The organism is Streptomyces sp. NPDC104371, assembly GCF_055583785.1.
This window is the reverse complement of sequence record NZ_JBVJNF010000005.1, coordinates 439,654-459,992: the sequence shown is the minus strand read 5'-3', so window position 1 is coordinate 459,992 and position 20,339 is coordinate 439,654. Positions and strand designations below refer to the sequence as shown.

Genomic DNA, 20,339 nt, shown 5'->3' with positions numbered 1-20,339 from the left:
TCTTGACCACATGCACGACGACGCCCCGCCGGAGCAAGCCGGCGGGGCGTCGTCGTACCAGGTTCCCGTCTGCGCGGGATCACCGTCGGAGCAAGCCGACCAGGCGTGTCACAGCCCCTGTGAGCAGGGGCTGATCGTCAGGGTCGGCAGGACGGCCGGACGCTGAGCAGCTCGGTCCGCAGTACGGGCGTGCCGTCGACAGGCGCCGGATCCTGGGCAGTTGGTTCGATACCGCCGACAGCGATCTTGTCGAGCGTCTTCAGACCGGCGGCACCGACCGTGCCGAACACCGTGTAGTCCGGTCGCAGTGTGGAGTCCCCGTAGACGACGAAGAACTGCGAACCGTTCGTGTTCGGCCCGGCGTTGGCCATCGCCAGCAAGCCGCGCCCGTACAGGCGACGGGTGCCGGTCGGGTCGGTCGGTACCGGTGGCAGGTCCACCGGCAGCTCGTCCTTGTACTCGTACCCCGGCCCGCCCTCGCCAGTGCCGGTCGGGTCGCCACATTGCAGGACCTTCAGCGTCGGATACGCCGTCAGCCGATGGCACACCGTACGGTCGTAGAACCGGTGCCGCGCCAGGTGCACGAAGCTCTGGACCGTGCACGGCGCCTTCGCCCGGTCCAGACGCAGCGGGAGCGGGCCCTGGCTGGTCGGGACAGCCATGTCGACCGTGCCATGGCTGGGGGTGCGTCGCGGATCGGGCGGCAGGGGAACCGGCCGCGCCGCCGGCTCGTCCGGGGTCTGGGCGTACTGGCAAGGGCCGTGTGTGGTTCGCGGCGGGGCCTCGGAAGCGGAGGCGGTACTGACCCCGGACGCGACCGACGCCGCTGCCACCCATGCCGTTATGAGAGCTCGGTTCATCCTGCACATCCTCCAGAGGATCACCAGATTTCGGAGCGGTCGCAGTCTAGGGCGCGGCCCGGCCACCATGCAGGCGAAGCCGGGTGCCCTGCGGACCGGCACACCGTGTCACCTCGGAGGAATGCGGAACTCGAATTCGGGACGGTCCCACGGCACGGCGGGCGGGTTCGCGAACGCGGTCCCGGTCCGCACCGCGCCGACGCGGTGGTAGAAGTCCTCGGCGGGAAGATGCGACACGACCTTGACACGGTCGAGCCCTGCGGCACGGGCCTCGGACTGCATGTGCGCGACGAGGAGCCGTCCGATACCCCGCCCTTGCACATCGTCGGCGACGAACAGCAGGTCGAGCTCCGGTGGAGCGAGGACGAGCGAGTAGAACCCGAGGACCCGGCCTCCCTGCTCGTCGGCGCCGACGGCCACGAAGGCACGGTGGGCCTCGATGTAATCAGGACCGACCCGGTAGCCCGCGACTGCCGCCGCGTACTGACCCTCGTAGGCGCTTGAGCCACGCACGAGCCGCGTGAGCCGTTTGGCATCCCGCGCGACGGCTCTCCGTATCGTGATCGGCTGCCTGCTCGGGGAAGTGCGTGAACTCATCAGAGGAGTATTTCGCACCGGGGAATGCCTTCGTGCGACGGGTCGGCTACGCGGGTAGGCGTTCCCGCACCGTCCCCGGGCCCGAGCCACCGGGAGGACGAGACGGCCCTCAATGGGCCACATAGTAGAGAGCCAGGCCGAGGAATGCGGCGAGAGCGCACGCCGCCTGTAGCGTCCAGGGGCCGGTCGCCTCGTCGTACGGGATATCGGGGTCTGAGAGCACTTCACGCAGAGCCTTGCGATGTCCCAGGATTCCCACCGGTACGGAGACGATCAGCGCGCAGTAGACGGGGAGCATCTCCGTGAAGGGCTCCTTGGACTTCAGGCAGTACGCCGCCAGTGGAACGACAGCGAGCGCCGGGCCGCAGGAGACGAATGCCTTGTGCTTTCGCGTGGGCATGGCGGGGAGCATCACAGCGAACCAGATGAGGACGCTCATCGCGGCGAACAGCCACCACAGCGGTGAATCCTTCACAGCATTCCGTTCCTCCCGACGAGGGGCCGAGAGTATGCGGAGTCTGTCAACTCCCCGTCTCTCAGCCCCTCTTCGAGAACGCACTACGAGACGCGCCTACCAGGTGCGCCTACACGACGCGCTTACGACGAGAACCAGCCCACGACGGACGACACGGTGTCGTGGACTCCCTTGATCGCGGCCTTGCCGACATTGCTCACCATGGAATCCGCGGCGAGGCTTCCCACGCCGCCGAGACCCAGGGTGAGAGCTATACCGCCGACCGACGCCACGAACTGCGAGCTTCCCCAACCATAGGCCTTGGCGCTGTACAGGGCGCTGACTCCCGCGAACAGGAGCGACGCTCCGGCGAGTCCGCCCGCGACCAACTGCCCGCCGGGGATGAACGCGGCGACCACCGCGGCCCCGCCGAGCACCGCGCTCACCCGCCCGAAGTACGTGGCGGCTTCGGCGGCGTTGTTGGTGGCCTCCTTGTCGATCTCGGTGAAGTCGACCTTGTCATTGGCCGTCGACTCAGCGGGATTCACACCCTTCTCGGCGTTCTGCTTCGCCTGCTGAGCCGCCTTGGCCGCCGCCGCGGCCATCTCCTGCTGCCGCTTCTGCTGCGCCACGGCCTTCGCCTCAGTGGCCGCCGAGCGGGCGGCAGCGGCGTCCTTGCCCGCCGCGATCGCGTCGGCGTACGCGCGGTCGGCCGAGGCCCGTGCGCTGCTCGCCGCCGCGACAGCGGTGTTGGCCGACGAAATGGCCTGGTTCGCCGAGTAGTTGGCCTGCCGCTTGGCCGAACGCGCAGCCGCAGCCGCGTCGGCGGCCAGCTTGGCCGAGGCCGCCGCGGCAGCCGCCGAGACGTCCGCCTTCGCCGCCGACTTCTGCGCGTCGTCGGCGTAACCCTTCGCGCTCGTCGCCGAGTTGGCGGCCTTGGTCGCCCACTGCTTGGCCTCCGCCGCGGCACCGCGCGCGTCGGCCGCCGCCTTGGCCGCTTCGGCGGCTTCCTGGAAGGCCGTCGCCGCGATGGCGGCGGCTCGGGCGATCTGCGCCTGGATGGCCGCCACATGGGTGGCCGTGTCCTCGTCGGCCTGCTGGGCCTTGTAGCGGACCGAGGTGACGAAGCGCTCCAGCATCCACTGCGGGCCCTCGAGCGCGGCCTGGGCCGCGGCCTCGACATTGGGGCCGGCGCCGTCGAGAGCCGAGAGGGTCGTGACCCGGTCGTCCTCGGTCTTGGCCTTGGCGAAGCCGGTGAGGAGGTACTCGTGCAGGGCTTCGACGCTGCCGTCGTCCATCGCCGCGTTGGCGGCCGCCTTCACGGCCCTTCCGGCCCCCTGCAACGTCTTCAGGACCTCCACGCGGTAGTCGTCGACCTGAACGGCCAGCGCGTCCGCGTCCAGGAAGTCCGTCACGGCCTGCTGATCGTCGTCCGCGAGCACCTTCTGGGCCGCGTCGGCGAGCACGGCGCTCCCCGCGTTGGCCAGCGTGAGCACGCGTTCCCGGTCATCGAGCGCCATGGCGTCGCCATGTGTGTGCCCGACCCAGTCGACCACCGCCTGGTCGTCACCGGCGAGCGCGTCCTGCGCGGCCTGACGGGTCCACGTACCCACGGAGTCCATCAGGTTGACGGCGGCCTTGCGCCCGAGCACGGCCACCTGCGCGGGATCGCTCTCCGACCGCGCCCGGTCGAGCAGGTCGCGGGTCTCCTGGTCGGTCAGCTCCTGCTGGGTCTGGATCTGCTCGATACGGGAGCGGTTCTGCTCCTCCTCCTTCTTCAACTCCTGGGCCGCTTCGATGGCCAGGGTGCGTTCCTCGGCGAGCTTCGCCGCTTCCGCTTCACGGGCGAGAGCCGCGATGTCCTGTGCCTGGGTGACGGCCGCGGCGGCGTCCGTGGCCGCGGCGACGGCCTTGTTGGCCTGGATGGTCGCCTCGTTGGCCCAGTCCTGCGCCTCGCCCGCGTGCTTGGCCGCGTCCTCGGCGGCAGCGGCTGCGGCGTCCGCGTGATCGGCGGCGCTGTTGGCGGCCTTGTGGGCATCGCGCGCGGCGGTGGCCGCCCGGGAGGCGAGGGTCGCGGCCCGATTGGCCGCGGCGGTGGCGGTGTTGGCGGCGCGGGTGGCCAACGCGGCGGCGTCTCTGGCCCGCTTGGCCTCGGCCTGGGAGACACCCGCCGCCGCAGCCGCGTCCGCGGCGGCGTTGGCGGACGCCGCGGCGTTCTGTCCCGCACGGGCCGCGGCGGCGCTCGACGTCTCGGCCTGGGCGCTGGCGTCCGCGGCGGCGGAGGCCGCGGCGGCGGCGGTTCGGGCCTTCTTGGCCGTGTCCCGGGCCACTTGGGCGGCTTCGCGCGCCGCTGCCGCCTGACCGGCGTCCTTCGACGCGGCGGAGGCGGCCTGGTAGGCGCGCACCGAGGCGCGAGAGGCGGCACCGGCCGCTGCGGCGGCGGCCTGGGCCGCGCTCGCGGCCGTGTGGGCCGCGGAGATCGCGGTGTGCGACGCCGAGACCGCGGTACGGGCCGCGGCTGCCGCGCCGTTCGCCGCGTCGGCGGCCCGTCCGGCGGCACGTGACGCCTTGAGCGCGTCGCCCTTGGCCGCGGCGCTCTCGTCGGCGGCCAGCAGGGCGGCCTTCTTGGCCTCGACGGACGCGGCCTCGGCGTGCTCGGCCGCCTCCTTGGCCTCGACCGTCGCGGTGTGGGCGCGCGCACCCGCGTTCTGCGCCTGCACCACCAACTGGTCGATCGTCAGCTTCTCTTGGTCACGGGCACGCGCGAGGTGCTGCCCGTAGCGTAAGAACTCGCTCACGTCGGCCGCTGTGCCGTCCAGCGCCCGGTTGATGGCCTGGGTCAGGTTCGGACCGGCGCCGGCGAGCATGGCGGTCGTCTCGAACCGCTCGTCCTCCTCGCGCGCGCTGTACTGCCCTTCCTGGAGGAAGCCGTCCAGCACGTTCGGCGTGCCGTTGTCCAGGGCCTTGTTCGCCTCGCGCACCACGGCCTTGCCGCCGGCGCCCAGGATCGTCAGGACCGCGACCCGCCGGTCGTCGGCCAGCGGTTGCTCGTAGCCTCCGGTGACGAACGCGTGCAGTTCCGCGTCGGTGCCGTCGAGGACCTGTTGGACCTTCGCCCGTACACCGGGACCCGCGAAGTTGAGCATCTCCAGGACGGAGACCCGGTCGTCCTCGGCCTGCGCCCTGGCCAGCCCCGTGGTGAGGAAGGCCGTCAGAGCCGCTTGGTCGCCGGTGAGCGCCTGTTTCGCTTCCGTTCGTACGGCACGGCCGCCGAGGAGCCAGGCGTCGACGGCCTGGTCGCGGTCACTGTCCCCTGTCCCCGCTCCGTCGGCCGCGTACGCCGGTGAGTTCCTCGTCCCTACGACCGAAGCCGCCGTGGCGGCTACCGCCAAGGTCAAGAAACTCCGGCGCGAAGGGCCCCATTCGGAGATATTCCGTCTCGATGGGTTACGTCTCAGCATGCCCGTTCCACCCCCATAAACAGTGTTTGCAAGCAGCCAAACTCGCACTTAGTGAAATGCAAGTTCGCCAACAACCTGTCAGGGCGGTCGGCTATTCAGCAAGAGGGTGTCGCAGACATCCCTTTTGTCGACTTGGGATCGACATCTGACGAAGAGAGCGTCATTTTGCGCTACCGGAGCCTATAGACCCAGACCTGCCCCTGAGGTCACAACTCCGTAAATCCGTATGCCCGGCCCTCTACCGCGTCCTACGGTGAAGGATCAGTGTGTGTTTCGTTTGGATTCCTATTCGTTATGGAGAAGAGAGATGAAGGTTGCGAGTCGCGTACTCGTGTCGACGTGCGTACTGATCGCCGCGAGTGTGGGCGTCGCGTTCAGCGCCACGGGTCACAAGGACCAGACCTTGCGGGCGGACATGGCGGCGGGAGAGAACCCGCCGTACGCGGTGGAGGACTTCAATTACCCGCGGGCGGACAAGATTCTCGAAGAGCAGGGAATTGTTCTGAAGCGCGGTGACGGCCATATCGTCCTCGCGACCTGCGGAAGTCAGGAAGGGCTGCTCGGAGTACAGCCGCGGAACAAGGACATGGTCTGTTTCCGCGTCACCGGTAACAGCGGATACCTCGCCATGGAAATACCCGCGGTCTACGGCGTGAAGGGCAACTCGTACGAGACGTCCGTGAAGATGACCGTGGGCGATCGGGAGAAGGTCTACGAGATCACCAAGGACTCCTGGACCAATGTGGGAGAAGCGGCCGATCCGGCGGACGGCGATCACATGCTGGTCGAGATCTCCACCAACAAGTAGGCCGCCGTCCCATGGCTCCCACCTTCTACGATCCGAAGCCAAGGAACCCGTTCATGCCACGCTCCAGACGCATGCCCCTCCTCGCTCTCGCCGCCACGCTCCTCGCCGTACCGGGCTCTCTGTGCGCGGCGCCCGCGTCCGCTGTCACCGGACCCGCCGCCACCGACGCCGGATATGCCTTCACCGCCCGTCTCGACGTGGGCGACGGCCAGCGCGCCTGTTCCGCGGCGTTGGTGTCACCGCAGTGGCTCGCCACGTCCGCGAGCTGCTTCTCCGACAGCGGAACGTCCCAAGTCCCCGCGGGCAAGCCGAAGTCGAAGACCATGGCCACCATCGGCCGTACGGATCTGACCACTTCCGGCGGGCAGGTCCGTGAGGTCGTCGAGCTGGTGCCCCGTGAGGACCGGGACCTGGTCCTGGCTCGCCTCGCCTCACCGGCCACCGGGATCACCCCCGTGGCGTTCGCCGACACCGCGCCCGCCGCCGGGGAGGAGCTGACGGTCGCCGGGTACGGCCGGACCAAGGACGAGTGGGCGCCGCTCAAGCTCCACACCGCCACCTTCACCGTCGACTCCGTGGCGGGCACCACGCTCGCCCTGCACGGCAAGTCCGCGGCGGACGCCATCTGCGCCGGTGACGCGGGCGGGCCGATCGTCCGGATCAAGGACGGCCGACCCGAGCTGGTCGCGCTCAGCAGCCAGTCCTGGCAGGGCGGTTGCTTCGGTGCCGACCCGGCCGAGACCCGCACCGACGCCGTCTCCACCCGGCTGGACAACATCGTCGGCGGCAGCACGCTGTCGGCCGGTGGCGTGCTCATGCCCGGAGACTCCCTGACGTCCAACGCCGCCCGTCTGACCCTGCAGTCCGACGGCAACCTCGTCGTCGTCTCCCGCGCGGGCAAGACCCTCTGGTCCACCAGGACCGCGGGGCACCCCGGCGCGACGGCCCGTCTCGACGCGCAGGGCAACCTCGCCGTCATCGACACCGACGGGACCACGACGCTGTGGGAGTCGAAGACCACCGCGCCCGGTGGCAAGGCCGTCCTTCAGGACCGCGGTGACTTCGTCATCTACAACGCCAAGAACGAGTCGCAGTGGGCCGCCGGCACCACGGTCCGCCACGACTACGACGGCGACGGCCGCAGCGACATGGCCGACTGGTACGACTACGCCGACGGCAGCGACCAGATCCACGCCTTCCTCGCCAAGACCGACGGCGGCTTCAACAGCCCCGTCCACGGCTGGGAAGCCGCGGCGGGCAACTACTACGCCGAGAACATGAAGCCCGTCACCGGCGACTTCAACGGCGACGGCATCGGCGACGTGGCCACCCTCTACGGCTACTCCACCGGAGAGGTCGCCCTCATCACCTGGCTGGGCAAGGGCGACGGCAACTTCGCCGCGCCCCTGAAGTCCTGGAAGATCGCCTCGGGTTGGACGTTCTCCCGGATGACCCCGGTCGCCGGTGACTTCAACGGCGACGGCCGCGACGACGTCGCCGTCTGGTACGACTACGCCGACGGCAGCGACAAGATCCAGACCTTCCTCGCCAAGACCGACGGCGGCTTCAACAGCCCGTTCGCCGGATGGCAGACCCCGGCGGGCAACTACTTCCGCGAGAACATGAAGTTCGTCACCGGCGACTACAACGGTGACGGCCGCGACGACCTCGCGGTCCTCTACGGCTACTCCACCGGTGAGGTCAAGCTCATCACCTTCCCGGCCAAGCCCGACGGCGGCTTCAACGAGCCGGTGCACGGCTGGAGTTCCGCCACCGGCTGGGACTTCAAGCGAGCCACCGTGTACTCCGGGGACTTCGACGGTGACGGCCGCGACAACGTGGCCGTCTGGTACGACTACGCCGACGGGCACGACGCGGTGATCGGCTTCACGCCCAGCGGCACCGACGGCAAGCTCGGCGGCCGTACGGATCTGTGGACCACCCCGGCGGGCAACTACTACCGCGAGAACATGCAGCTCGTGACCGGGGACTTCGACGGCGACGGCCGCGACGACCTCGCCACCCTCTACGGCTACTCCGATGGCCGGGTCAAGACCATCACCTGGACCGCCAAGGCCGACGGAACGCTCAACGAGCCCGCGGGGAGCTGGGAAGCGGCTGCGGGCAACTGGACCTTCAGCCGGGTCCGGCTGATCGACCGCTACAACAACCCCTCGTAGCAAGGGAGTCGGGGACCGGAGCGGTGGCCGCTGCCCCGCCTCCGGTCCCCTTCGGCTTCTCTACGCCCAGGCTCCCGGCGCTCCCAGGCCGGTAAGGGCGCCGACCGGGTCCGAGGCCGGGGTGCCGCGGGGCCACCAGTCCTCGCGGCCCGGTTCCGACTCGTACGCGTACCACAAGCCGTCCCGGCCGAGCCGGAGTTGGGTGTGGCCCGCCGGATGTGTGAGGTGGTTGTGCCACGGGCGGAACGCGGGGAGGTCCGCGGCGAGGAGGAGCGGGCGGGCCCGGTCGAAGCGGCCCGCGGGCGGGTCCCAGTGCTCTTCCAGTACGGCGAGCCCCTCGCGTCCGCCCTGTCGCCACGCGGCGACGGCACGCGCCAGGTCGGCCGGGGTCCGCCCGGTGGCGGCGGCCAGCGAGGAGTAGAGCGCGCGGGTCGCCGCGGTGAGGCCCGAGCCGGGGCGGGCGGCGGCGAGCCGTACCGCGTCCTGCCACAGCGTCAGGTCCGCGATCGGATCGTGGCCGGTGGTCAGCAGGGCGTGGGCGCGGGCCGCGGCGTCCGTGGCCAACTGGTCCAGCGCGAGCGGGTCCGGGCCGTCCGCGGTCCCCGGGTAGACCGGCGGCTGCTCGGGATGCGCGGGCGGCGGCAGCGGGGCCGGGAGCGGCGGCAGCGCGCGCCGGTCCACGGCGTCACGGGCGCGGACGCCCGCGGCGGGGGCGGGTTCCCGCTCCCGGGCCGCACGGGCGGCGTTGCGCCGGGTCAGCGCGTCGAGCACCTCGCGCTCGCCCCGGCCGCGCAGCAGGAGGAGGACGAAGGGATCCTGGTCGAGCAGCCGGGCGGTCTGGTAGCAGACCGCGGCGGCGTGCTTGCAGGGGTGGCCGACGTCGGGGCAACTGCACTGTGGTTCGAGATCGCCGGGCCCCGGGAGCAGCCGGACCCCGCACTCGGCGAGGGACCGCGGCACCTGCTTGTCCAGCAGCGCGGCGATATGGTCGGGCCGCTCGGCCGCGGCGTCCAGGAACCGGTCCCACTCGTCGTCGGAGAACGTCCGCAGCCGCACCTGCGCGCGGTACGGGCGCGGGCGGCTTCCCTGTACGTAGGCCACCACGTGTCCGGGGGTGACGGTGAGGGCGTCCACGTTCCCCTGGCCCGCGTAGGCCCGCCCGCGTGCCAGGCGCGCGGCGTCGAGCGCCCCTTCCTCCAGTGCCGTGACCCAGGCGTTGCCCCACCAGGTCCCGGCGAACCGGTCGGCCGGGTCCGCCGGTTGCGCGGCGGGCGCGGGGAGAGGGGGAAGCGCGGCGAACGTGCGCCGCAGCGCGCCGTCGCGGCCGGGGGCCGCCATGGAGCGGGGGTAGTGGGCGACCGTCTCGGGCCGTGTCTCCTTCCGGTGGCCGCCGTCGTCCCCTTCGAGGCGCGCGGTCCCGGCTTCCGGTGACGCCATCGACGCGGGCAACTCGAAGGTGTCGGCGAGGAGTTCGCGTACCTCCTGAACTCGACCACTGTGCACGCGAGTTCGGGCGCTCGGGCGGCGGGCGCGGGCGACGGTCGAGCGCGCGGAACCGGATGACCGTACGGAACGGGACGGCCGCGCGGCACCGGACGGCCCCAATGGCTCGGAGGGCCCTGCGAGTTCGGACGGTGCTGCGAGTTCGGACGGTGCTGCGGAGGGCTCTTCGGCGCCGGATGTCTCTCGGCCGCCGGACTGTGGCTCCGGTGTGGTGGCGGGCGGGCGCCGGTCCGCTTCCTTCCGTGCGGCCCGCAGCGCCTCACGCGCGATGTCTCCGGGGCGCGTGGCCGGTGCGGTCTCCGCTACGGATTCCGGCGCGGCGGCGTCCACGGTCACCGGGTCGGCCTCGCGCGCGTCCCCACCGCGCCGTTCCGCGTTCGCCCGGCGCAACGCCTCGCGGGCCGCGTCCCCCGGCCTGACCGTCGGCCCGGCTTCCGGCCGTACGTCCACGCCGGACGCGGAGACCTCCACGCCGCTGTCCTCGGCGCCCTCCGCGCTCGCGCTCTCCCGCTCCCTCGCGGCCCGCAGCGCACGCCGTGCCTCGTCGGCGGGGCGGGTGGACGTCGTGCTCTCGGTGCCGGTCACGCCGTCCTCCGCAGTGACACCAGGTCCGACAGCTCGCGGACGGTCAGTTCGGTCAGGGCGGACTCGCCGGAGCCCAGGATCGCGTCCGCCAGGGCCCGCTTGGACTCCAGCATCTCGGCGATACGGTCCTCGACCGTGCCCTCAGTGATCAGCCGGTGGACCTGCACCGGCTGGGTCTGGCCGATGCGGTACGCGCGGTCCGTGGCCTGCTCCTCCACCGCGGGGTTCCACCAGCGGTCGAAGTGGATGACATGCCCGGCACGGGTGAGGTTGAGGCCCGTACCCGCCGCCTTGAGGGAGAGGACCAGGACCGGGGTCGCCCCGCTCTGGAAGCGGTCCACCATCCGCTCGCGGTCCGGCACGGGCGTGCCTCCGTGCAGCAGCTCGACCGGTATCGCGCGGGCGGCCAGATGCGTGGTGATCAGCCGGGCCATGCCGACGTACTGCGTGAACACCAGCGCCGAGCCGTCCTCCGCGAGCAGCGTGTCCACCAGCTCGTCCAGCAGGGCGAGTTTGCCCGAGCGCGCGGTGAGCGCCGCGGCCGTCGCCGGATCCTCCTTCAGATACAGCGCCGGGTGGTCGCAGATCTGCTTGAGCGAGCCGAGGAGGGCGAGGACCAGGCCCCGGCGGCCGATGCCCTCCGCCGTCTCGATGGCCAGCAGCGACTCCCGTACGACCGCCTCGTAGAGCGCGGCCTGTTCGCGGGTGAGCGGAACCGGATGGTCCGTCTCCGTCTTGGGCGGCAGCTCGGGGACGATGCCCGGGTCGGACTTCTTGCGGCGCAGCAGGAACGGGCGGACCAGGCGGGCGAGCCGCTCGACGGCCTCCTGGTCCTCGCCGTTCTCCACCGCGCGCGCGTGCCGGGCGCGGAAGGACTTCAGGGGGCCGAGCAGTCCGGGGGTCGTCCAGTCCAGCAGGGCCCACAGCTCGGAGAGGTTGTTCTCCACGGGGGTCCCGGTGAGGGCCACACGCGCGGGGGACGGGATCGTGCGCAGTGCCTTCGCCGTGGCCGAGTACGGGTTCTTGATGTGCTGTGCCTCGTCCGCGACGACCATGCCCCAGGTCTGCTCGGCGAGTCTCGGCGCCGCCGTGCGCATTGTGCCGTAGGTGGTGAGGACGAAGCCGCCGTCCAGGTCGTCCAGGGTGCGGTCCGCGCCGTGGAAGCGGCGGACCGGGACCCCGGGCGCGAACCGCGTGATCTCCCGCTGCCAGTTGCCGAGCAGCGACGCCGGGCAGACGACGAGGGTCGGCTCGCGGCGGGCCCGGCGCAGATGCAGGGCGATGACCGTGACCGTCTTGCCGAGGCCCATGTCGTCGGCGAGGCAGGCGCCGAGGCCGAGGGAGGTCATCAGGTCCAGCCAGGCCAGGCCGCGCAGTTGATAGTCCCGCAGCCGGGCGGCGAGGCCCGGGGGCGGCTCCACCGGGCCGACGCCCGCCGTCAGCCGGTCCCGCAGGGTGGCGAGCGCGCCGACCGGCACCGCCTCGACCGTCGCGCCGTCCACCTCGGCGCTGCCCGTGAGCGCCACCGAGAGCGCGTCGACCGGGTCGAGCAGGCCCAGTTCGCGCTTGCGGGCCTTGCGGACGAGCGCCGGGTCGACCAGCACCCAGCGGTCGCGCAGCCGGACGACCGGGCGGTGGGCCTCGGCGAGCGCGTCCATCTCGGCTTCGCTGAGCGGATCGCCGCCGAGCGCCAACTGCCAGCGGAACTGGAGCAGTTCCTCGCTCTCGAAGAAGCCCGTGCCGTCGGTCGCCGAGCCGGGCGCGGGCCGTACGACCGCTGTCGCGGTCAGGTCCTGGGCCAGGTCCCGGGGCCAGTGCACGGCGACCCCGGCGGCGCCCAGCCTGCTCGCCGCGACGCCCAGCAGATCGCCCAACTCCTCCTCGGACAGCGCCAGGACATCGGGCACGTCCTGCTCGGAGAGCCGCTCCAGCGGGGGCCAGACGCGGGCCGCGCGGCGTACGGCGAGGGCCGCGTCCACCCGCGCGCGGGGGCCGAACCCGGCGTCCGCCTCGCCCGCCCACAGCGCCGCCGCGTCGACGACGAGCGTGGGGTCGGCGAGGCTGTGCACCTGGACGACGGCCGCTCCGGCGCGCCGGGCGTCCTCGCCGTCGTCGAAGAGCTGGGACGCCGACAGGTCCAGGCGCAGCGAGATCCGTACGCCGGTGTCCATGCCCGCGGCGACCTCGGCGGCCCAGTCCCGCGCGCGGGGCAGGCGCTGCGGCTCACGCGCGGCGAACGGCTTGCCCATGGCGTGGGCGGCGGCCGGGGTACGGGGCAGGGTGTCCGCGACGGCGTCCAGGAAGGACCGTACGAGGGACTCGGGCTCGGGCAGCGTGAGGGGGCCCTTGCCGGGGAGCGGGACGGCATGGCCCTCGTAGGGCAGGGCCGCGGCGATCGCTCTGAGGTGGGCGATGTCGTCCGGTTCCAGCGGTCCGGCCCGCCAGGCGTCGTCCCCCTGCGGGGTGAGACCGGGCAGCAGCCGCCCGCGCGCGACGAGCCGCAGCGCGTGGAGCGTGGCGGCGCCCCAGCAGGCCGTGGCGGGGTGGGCGGCGGGATCGCGCCGGGCTCGGGCGAGCAGCGGCAGGGCGTCGGCGATGGGCAGCGAGACGGCGGGTACGGTGCCGCGGCGCACCCCGGATCCATGGGGGCGTACGACCGTCAGCTCCCGCGCGCCCGTCGCGCCTGTCAGGTCCTGCGCGCCGTCCGAACGGTCCACGCCGTCCGAACGGTCCGCGTCATCCGCACCGCCCGCGCTGTCCGCGTCCTCCCCGCTCTCCGACAGGAGGGGCCCGCCCTCCGGCAGGAGGGGGCCGCCGTCCGACGGGAGAGGGCCGCCGTCCGGGTCCCAGAAGGCGACCCGGCCCTGGCGGGGCACCGGCGCGGGCAGGAAGACGGCGGCCAGCTTCGCCCAAGCTCGCAGCTCCCTCATCCGTCCGGTCACCTCCCGCCGTCTCGTCGTGTCAGATGTCTTCGACTGTACGGGCGGGGTCTGACAACCGGCTCCGACGAGGCTCACGGGGGCGACGGTCAGGGGGTCGTCCGGGACACCACGTAGACCGTCGGGTGGTCGGGGTCGGCGCGGTTCACCATGACGTCCAGGGTGGGCGCCGGGTTCTTCTGCGTGTGGGTCAGGCCGTACCAGGGGCCCTCTCCGGTGAACGACCAGCCGACGATCCCCTGGTCGCGCGGGCTGATGGCGGTGTCGTTCTCCTTCAGCTCGCCCGTGCTCTTGTCGATCTTGCGGAGGAACTTCGCGAGACCGGCCTCGCTGGTGTTGAACTGCGCGTACAGCCTGCTGGTCTTCCAGTTGTTCGTCTCGTAGTACGCGACCTCGGTGGCCTTCGCGGGGATCTTCACCTGGTACAGGCTGCACAGCACGCTGGAGGGGCGGCCCGCGGTGAGGCCGGTCGCCGAGTACCTGGCCTCCTTGACCTTGCCGCTGTCACGGCTCTGGTTGGCGGAGATCACCAGATAGCCGGCCGGGACGCCGATGAGCAGCATGATGGTCAGCAGGGTCAGCGCCCTGCGGCGGACCATGTGCCCGTGGGACTCGGGGGGCCGTCCGGGCTCGTCCGGCGGTGCGGGCTGATGCGGTACGGAGGTGGTGGCCGTCACAGGACTCCCCTGGTGGTGCGGCGGGACTGCGCGTACCGCTCGTAGCGTTCGTACCGCTCCACCCGGCGCCGGTTGGCGCGGCGGAAGCGGCGGGCGACGAGCCGGGCGAGGTCGGCGGCGCCGACCATGCCGGCCTCGGGGCCGAGTTGCGCGCGCGTGATGCGGGCCTCGGGGCGGTAGCCGCGGCCGGTCAGATGGCGCCGGAAGGCGTCCCGGGCCGGGCCGATGAGCAGATCGTCGGCCGCGCTGACGCCGCCGCCGATCACGAAGCAGGAGGGGTCCAGGGCGGCGGCGAGGTTGGCGATGCCGACGCCGAGCCACTGGCCGATGTCCTGCAACAGCTCGACGCACATCGCGTCGCCCTCGCGGGCCAGCTCGGTGATCATCGGGCCGGTGATCTCGGAGATGTTGCCCTTGACGTGCTCGATGATCCCGTACGCCACCGGGGACTCGGCGGCGGCCAGTTCCCTGGCCTCGCGGACCAGGGCGTTGCCCGAGCTGTACTGCTCCCAGCAGCCGCGGTTGCCGCACGGGCAGCGGTGGCCGCCGGGCACGACCTGCATATGGCCGAACTCGCCCGCGACGCCGAACTTGCCGCGCTTGACCTGGCCGTCCTCCAGAATGGCGCCGCCGATGCCCGTACCGAGGGTGATCATGACCAGGTGGTCCTCGTCGCGGCCCGCGCCGAAGCGCCACTCGGCCCAGGCGGCGGCGTTGGCGTCGTTGTCGACCAGGACGGGGACGGCGAGCCGTCCGGCCAGGCGGTCGCGCAGGGGCTCGTTGCGCCAGGACAGGTGGGGAGCGAACAGGACGCGGTTGCGGTCCGCGTCCACCCAGCCGGCCGCGCCGATACCGACGGCGTGCACATCGTGCCGGTCGGAGAGGTCCAGGACCAGCTCGACGATGGTGTCCTCGACGACCTTGGGACTCTTGGACTTGTCGGGCGTCTCGGTGCGGAGCTTCTCCAGGATGTTGCCGTCGGCGTCGACGACGCCCGCCATCACCTTCGTGCCGCCGATGTCGATACCGACCGTGGGGACGCGGGGCGCCGACAGATGGGACCGGCGCTCGCGCGTGCCGACGGTCCGCAGGACGGTCGCCCGCGCGGAGCCGCGGTGGGTGAAGTCGCGGTAGGTGCTCATCGGGCCGATTCTGTCACGCCGACGGCGGGGAGCACGGTGGAGCGGTTTCGCTCCCGTGGACGCCCGGGACACCGTGGTCGGCGGCCCGGCCGCGGGTCCGCCGCGGCCGGTCGCGCCCGTCTCGCGGGCCGTGCGACACGCCGATCGCGCGCCCTAGGAGGCGCGGTTGCCCAACTCCTCGCGCAGATCGTCGAGTTCGTCGCCGCCCGCCATCTGCCGGGTCAGCTCGTCCAGCGAGATCTCCTCGCGGGTGTGGCGGCCCACCATCGTGCCGCGCTTGAGCAGGGTGAACCGGTCGCCCACCAGGTACGCGTGGTGCGGGTTGTGGGTGATGAAGACAACACCCAGCCCGGCGTCCCGTGCCGCCGCCACATACTTCAGCACGATGCCCGACTGCTTCACGCCCAGGGCCGCCGTCGGCTCGTCGAGGACCAGCACCTTGGCCCCGAAGTACACCGCGCGCGCGATGGCCACGCACTGGCGTTCGCCACCCGACAGGGTGCCGATGGGCTGGTCGACGTCCCGCAGGTCGATGCCCAGGCGCAGCAGTTCGGTGCGCGTGGTGCGGCGCATGAAGTCGACGTCCATGCGCTTGAAGGGGCCGACGCCCTTGCGGGGCTCGGAGCCGAGGAAGAAGTTCCGCCACACCGGCATCAGCGGGACGACGGCCAGGTCCTGGTAGACCGTGGCGATCCCGCGGTCCAGGGCCTCGCGCGGGGAGGCCGGGCGGCACTCCTCGCCCTCGATGCGGAAGGTGCCCGCGTCGTGCTGGTGCAGCCCCGCGATGATCTTGATGAGGGTGGACTTGCCCGCGCCGTTGTCACCGAGGACGCAGGTGATCTCCCCCGGGCGGACCTCCAGGGAGACCCCTTCGAGGGCGCGGACGTTGCCGTAGTACTTGCTGACGTCCTCCAGCTCGACGAGCGCGGTGCGCTCCTCGGCGTCGGCGTCGTTCGTCGCGTCCTTCGTCGCGTCGCGCGTCGTGTCGTGCGTCATGTCGTGGCCTCCGCACGCTTGCGGACCCAGGTGTTGAGCAGGGTCGCGAGGAGGAGCATCGCTCCGAGGAAGAACTTGAACCAGTCGGGGTTCCACTGGGCGAAGACGATGCCCTTGCTGGTCATGCCGAAGATCAGCGCGCCGACCGCCGAGCCGATCGCGGAGCCGTAGCCGCCGGTGATCAGACAGCCGCCGATGACGGCCGCGATGATGTAGATCAGCTCGTTGCCGACACCCTCGCCGGACTGCACCACGTCGAAGGAGAACAGCAGGTGCTGGCCGGAGATCCAGGCGCCGAAGGCGACCCCCATGTACAGGCCGATCTTGGTCCGGTACAGCGGGACGCCGACCGCGCGGGCCGCGCTCTCGTTGCCGCCGACCGCGAAGATCCAGTTACCGGCCCGCGTGCGCAGCAGGATCCAGGAGGCGACGGCGACCAGGGCGAACCACCACAGGATGGTGATCTTGAAGTCGACGCCGCCGATGGTGATCGTGGAGGCGAACACCGCCTTGGCCGACTCGAAGCCGTCCATGTCGGAGATCGACTTGGTGGAGACCGTGCCGCTGATCATCTTGGTGAGACCGAGGTTCAGACCGGTCAGCATCAGGAACGTGCCGAGCGTGACGATGAAGCTGGGCAGCTTCGTACGGGTCAGCACGAATCCGTTGAACGCGCCGATCGCCAGCGTGACCAGCAGGGAGACGCCGACGCCGACCCAGATGTCGGCGGTCATCTGGTAGCTGAACATCGACGAGATCAGCGCGGACGACGTCACGAGGACGCCCGCGGACAGGTCGAACTCGCCGCCGATCATCAGCAGCGCGACCGGGACGGCCATGATGCCGATCGTCGAGGACGCGTACAGGACCGTGCTGAGGCTCGCGGCCCGCAGGAAGTGGTCGGCGATGATCGCGAAGAACAGGAAGACGGCGACCGCGCCCACCACCGAGCCCAGCTCGGGCCGGCCGAGGAGCTTCTTCAGGGGCGAGGTCTTCAGCAGCCGCTCGTCCGCGCGCGCTCCGTCCGCCGTCGTCTCCGGCCGCTCCGCCGGTGTCGTCGTGGTCATCGCGTGCCCCGATCCGCGTACTTCTCCAGGGTCGCGGCCTGGTCCTTGGTGACGATCTGCGGTCCGGTCAGGACCGGCTTGCCGCCGCCGATGGTGTTGGCGTTGTACTTGTAGAGCCAGATCTGGTCGACCGCCTCGTAGCCCTGGAGGTAGGGCTGCTGGTCGACGGCGAAGCCGAGCGTGCCGTCCTTCAGCTTGGCGGCCACCTTCGCGTTCAGGTCGAAGGTGTCGATCTCCGCCCGGCTGCCGGCGTCGGCCTTGGCCTTCACCGCGGTGTCGGCGTAGGGGGCGCCGAGGGTGACGACCGCGTCGAAGGATTTGTCCGACTGGAGCTTGGCGCCGATGGCGGACTGCACGTCGGGCATGTTGGTGCCGTTGACGTAGAGGTTCTTCACGGTGCCGTGGAAGGTCTTCTTCACGCCGTCGCAGCGCTGCTCGTGGCCTACGTTGCCCTGCTCGTGCAGCACGCACAGGGCCTTCTTGCGGCCGCGCTTGTTCAGCTCGTCGCCGACGGCCTCGCCCGCGATCGTCTCGTCCTGGCCGATGTGGGTGAGAGCGCCGAACGCCTTGGACTCGGCCGAGCCGGAGTTCACGGTGACCACCGGGATACCGGCCTTCTCCGCGCGGGCGACGGCGGCCTTCATCGCGTCGGGCTTGGCCAGCGTGACGATGATGCCGTCGACCTTCTGGTCCACCGCCGCGTCCACGAGCTGGGCCTGCTGCTGGGCCTCGGCGCTGTGCGAGTAGAGGAACTCGATGTTGTCCTTGAGCGCGGCCTGCTCGGCGCCCTTCTGCACGATGTCCCAGAAGGTGTCGCCGTCGCCGGAGTGCGTGATCATCGCGACCGTCCAGCGGGGCGTGTCCACCGCGGCCCGGCCCTGGGCGACGGCGGCCTTGCGGGCGTCCTCGGCGCGCTTGCCGCCGTGGCTGCTGCACCCTGCGAGGGATACGCCGAGCGCCCCTGCGAGCGCGATGGTCGCCCAGATCCGTATCCGTGCCACGAGGACATACCTTCCTGCGGAGATGATGGGAACGATCCAGTATCGCTTACCGGCCATCGGCCGAGGGAACAGGGCGTACCGGACAGTAGGTCAGGGGCGTACGGGGCGGCACGTCACGGGCGTACGGGGCGAGCGGGTCAGGGACGTACGGGGCAGTACGTCAGGGGCGTACGAAGCGGCAGGTCACGGGCGTACGAGCAACTGGAACTCGAAGGAGTAGCGCGAGGCGCGGTAGCTGTGCGTGCCGAACTCCACGGCGCGGCCCGTGTCGTCGAACGTGACGCGCTGCATGGTGAGCAGCGGGGCACCCTCGGGCTCGCCGAACCGCTCGCTCTCCTCCGGGGTGGCGGCGCGGGCCCCGACGGTCTGCCGGGCGCTGTGCAGGGTGATCCCGGCGGCGCGCATCAGACGGTAGAGGCCGGTCGCCTCCAGCCGCTCGGACTCCAGAGCGAGCAGACCGGTCGGCAGGTAGTTGCACAGGTACGCCATCGGCTCGCCGTGCGCGAGGCGAAGCCGCTCGATCCGGCGCACCTCGCTGCCCTCGGGCACACCGAGCGCGGCGGCGACCTCGGCCGACGCGGGGACGACGGTGTTGCCGAGCACCCGGGTCGCGGGGCGCTGCCCGGCCGCCTCCAGATCGTCGTAGAGGCTGCTCAGCTCCAGCGGGCGCCTGACCTGGCTGTGCACGACCTGGGTGCCGACACCGCGGCGGCGCACCAGCAGCCCCTTGTCGACCAGGGACTGGATGGCCTGGCGGACGGTGGGCCGGGACAGGCCGAGCCGTGCGGCCAGCTCGATCTCGTTGCCCAGCAGGCTGCCCGGCGTGAGCGCGCCGTGCTCGATCGCGGCCTCCAACTGCTGCGCGAGCTGGAAGTACAGCGGCACCGGGCTGCTGCGGTCGACGCTGAGCTGGAGCGACACGGTCGGGTCCCCATCTGGTTTCGGCACGGGGCGAGCGTAGCTCCGGTGGGTGGTGACGGGAAGTCGTGTAGTCCGGTTGTCCGGACAATCCATTGACAGGTCGGGGTGCGGGACCCCAGGTTGTTCTCATGCGCATCGCAGTCATCGGGGCGGGCCGTATCGGGACGTTCCACGCGAGCACGCTCGGCCGCCTCCGCGAGGTCGGCTCGATCGTCGTCACGGACCTCGACACGCCCCGGGCCACCGCGCTCGCGGACCGGCTGGGCGCGGCGGTCGCGGCCGATGTGGACGAGGTCTTCGCCCGCGGCGCGGACGCCGTGGTCGTCACGGCGGCGACCGCGGCCCACGCCGAGCTGATCGGCCGGGCGGCGCGCGCGGGGCTTCCGGTGTTCTGCGAGAAGCCGATCGCGGTCGACCTGCCGAGCACGCTGGCCGCCCTCGCGGAGGTCGACGCGGCCGGGACGGTCCTTCAGATGGGCTTCCAGCGCCGCTTCGACGCGGGGTACACGGCCGCGCGCGAGGCCGTGCGCTCCGGGCGGCTCGGCCGGCTGCACACGGTGCGCGCGGTGACGTCCGACCCGGCGCCGCCACCGGCCGCGTATCTGCCGTTGTCCGGCGGGATCTACCGCGACTGCCTCGTGCACGACTTCGACGTCCTGCGCTGGGTGACCGGCCGGGAGGTCGTGGAGGTGTACGCGACCGGGTCCGACGCGGGCGAGGCGATGTACCGGGAGGCGGACGACGTCGAGACGGCCGCGGCCGTGCTCACCCTGGACGACGGCACGCTGGCGACGGCGACGGCGACGCGCGTCAACGGGGCGGGGTACGACGTACGGATGGAGCTGGCGGGCGAGCGGGACACGCTCGCGGTCGGCCTGGACGCGCGTTCGCCGCTCAGGTCCGCCGAACCGACCGGTCCGGCGCCCGCGGACAAGCCGTGGACCGGCTTCCTGGAGCGGTTCGCGCCCGCGTACGAGGCGGAGATCGCGGCGTTCGTGGCGGTGGTACGGGGCGAGCGCGCGAACCCCTGCGACGGCCATGAGGCCTTGCACGCCCTGCGGATCGCGGAGGCGTGCGAGCTGTCCCGCCGCGAGCGCCGCCCCGTTCACGTCGGCGAGATCGCCTATTCCGGTTGACGGTGACCGACG

At 71.7% G+C, this 20,339-nt stretch carries 15 protein-coding genes; 3 read left to right on the top strand and 12 right to left on the bottom strand.

Going from position 1 to position 20,339, the window contains the following annotated elements:
• Positions 1–137: 137 nt before the first annotated feature.
• From ACZ60T_RS19055 to ACZ60T_RS19040, 4 genes are all read right to left on the bottom strand, one after another.
• Entirely contained in the window at positions 138–662 is a 525-nt protein-coding gene (locus tag ACZ60T_RS19055) for a peptidylprolyl isomerase (RefSeq protein WP_469666930.1), read from the bottom strand.
• Between the two features lie 306 nt (positions 663–968).
• A complete protein-coding gene (locus ACZ60T_RS19050) occupies positions 969–1,457 on the bottom strand; it encodes a GNAT family N-acetyltransferase (RefSeq protein ID WP_469666929.1) in 489 nt (162 codons plus the stop codon).
• A gap of 109 nt (positions 1,458–1,566) precedes the next feature.
• Positions 1,567–1,932 carry a hypothetical protein gene (locus ACZ60T_RS19045; RefSeq protein ID WP_469666927.1) on the bottom strand — a complete coding sequence of 122 codons (366 nt, stop codon included), beginning with the start codon at positions 1,930–1,932 and terminating at the stop codon, positions 1,567–1,569.
• Positions 1,933–2,054: 122 nt separating this feature from the next.
• Positions 2,055–5,303 carry an ALF repeat-containing protein gene (locus ACZ60T_RS19040; RefSeq protein ID WP_469666926.1) on the bottom strand — a complete coding sequence of 1,083 codons (3,249 nt, stop codon included), beginning with the start codon at positions 5,301–5,303 and terminating at the stop codon, positions 2,055–2,057.
• 376 nt (positions 5,304–5,679) lie between these two features.
• Between ACZ60T_RS19040 and ACZ60T_RS19035 the strand changes: the two genes are divergently transcribed.
• Both ACZ60T_RS19035 and ACZ60T_RS19030 read left to right on the top strand, forming a co-directional pair.
• Complete coding sequence (locus ACZ60T_RS19035; RefSeq protein WP_469666925.1) at positions 5,680–6,180, top strand: hypothetical protein; 501 nt, start codon at positions 5,680–5,682, stop codon at positions 6,178–6,180.
• Between the two features lie 53 nt (positions 6,181–6,233).
• Positions 6,234–8,360, top strand: coding sequence for an FG-GAP-like repeat-containing protein (locus ACZ60T_RS19030; protein ID WP_469666924.1), 2,127 nt, complete (start codon positions 6,234–6,236; stop codon positions 8,358–8,360).
• Positions 8,361–8,420: 60 nt separating this feature from the next.
• Here the strand turns inward: ACZ60T_RS19030 and ACZ60T_RS19025 are convergent, their stop codons facing one another.
• The 8 genes from ACZ60T_RS19025 to ACZ60T_RS18990 form a co-directional block, all read right to left on the bottom strand.
• Entirely contained in the window at positions 8,421–10,448 is a 2,028-nt protein-coding gene (locus ACZ60T_RS19025) for an SWIM zinc finger family protein (protein WP_469666923.1), read from the bottom strand.
• Positions 10,445–13,378 (bottom strand): DEAD/DEAH box helicase, encoded by a 2,934-nt coding sequence (locus ACZ60T_RS19020; protein WP_469666922.1) that lies wholly within the window; start codon positions 13,376–13,378, stop codon positions 10,445–10,447. The genes ACZ60T_RS19025 and ACZ60T_RS19020 overlap by 4 nt, the downstream gene beginning before the upstream one ends.
• 98 nt (positions 13,379–13,476) lie before the next feature.
• Positions 13,477–14,064, bottom strand: coding sequence for a sugar kinase (locus tag ACZ60T_RS19015; protein WP_469666921.1), 588 nt, complete (start codon positions 14,062–14,064; stop codon positions 13,477–13,479).
• Complete coding sequence (locus ACZ60T_RS19010; RefSeq protein WP_252428487.1) at positions 14,061–15,206, bottom strand: ROK family glucokinase; 1,146 nt, start codon at positions 15,204–15,206, stop codon at positions 14,061–14,063. Before ACZ60T_RS19010 ends, ACZ60T_RS19015 begins: the two co-directional genes overlap by 4 nt.
• A gap of 153 nt (positions 15,207–15,359) precedes the next feature.
• Positions 15,360–16,202, bottom strand: coding sequence for an ATP-binding cassette domain-containing protein (locus tag ACZ60T_RS19005; RefSeq protein ID WP_469666920.1), 843 nt, complete (start codon positions 16,200–16,202; stop codon positions 15,360–15,362).
• Positions 16,199–17,269: an ABC transporter permease gene (locus ACZ60T_RS19000; RefSeq protein WP_469666919.1), complete on the bottom strand. Its 1,071-nt coding sequence runs from the start codon at positions 17,267–17,269 to the stop codon at positions 16,199–16,201. The genes ACZ60T_RS19005 and ACZ60T_RS19000 overlap by 4 nt, the downstream gene beginning before the upstream one ends.
• On the bottom strand, positions 17,266–18,270 hold the full coding sequence (locus ACZ60T_RS18995) for a sugar ABC transporter substrate-binding protein (RefSeq protein ID WP_365623989.1): 1,005 nt from the start codon (positions 18,268–18,270) through the stop codon (positions 17,266–17,268). The genes ACZ60T_RS19000 and ACZ60T_RS18995 overlap by 4 nt, the downstream gene beginning before the upstream one ends.
• A 183-nt stretch (positions 18,271–18,453) precedes the next feature.
• A complete protein-coding gene (locus ACZ60T_RS18990) occupies positions 18,454–19,191 on the bottom strand; it encodes a GntR family transcriptional regulator (RefSeq protein WP_469666975.1) in 738 nt (245 codons plus the stop codon).
• A gap of 128 nt (positions 19,192–19,319) precedes the next feature.
• Between ACZ60T_RS18990 and ACZ60T_RS18985 the strand changes: the two genes are divergently transcribed.
• Entirely contained in the window at positions 19,320–20,327 is a 1,008-nt protein-coding gene (locus tag ACZ60T_RS18985; RefSeq protein WP_469666918.1) for a Gfo/Idh/MocA family protein, read from the top strand.
• The last annotated feature ends 12 nt before the right edge of the window (positions 20,328–20,339 follow it).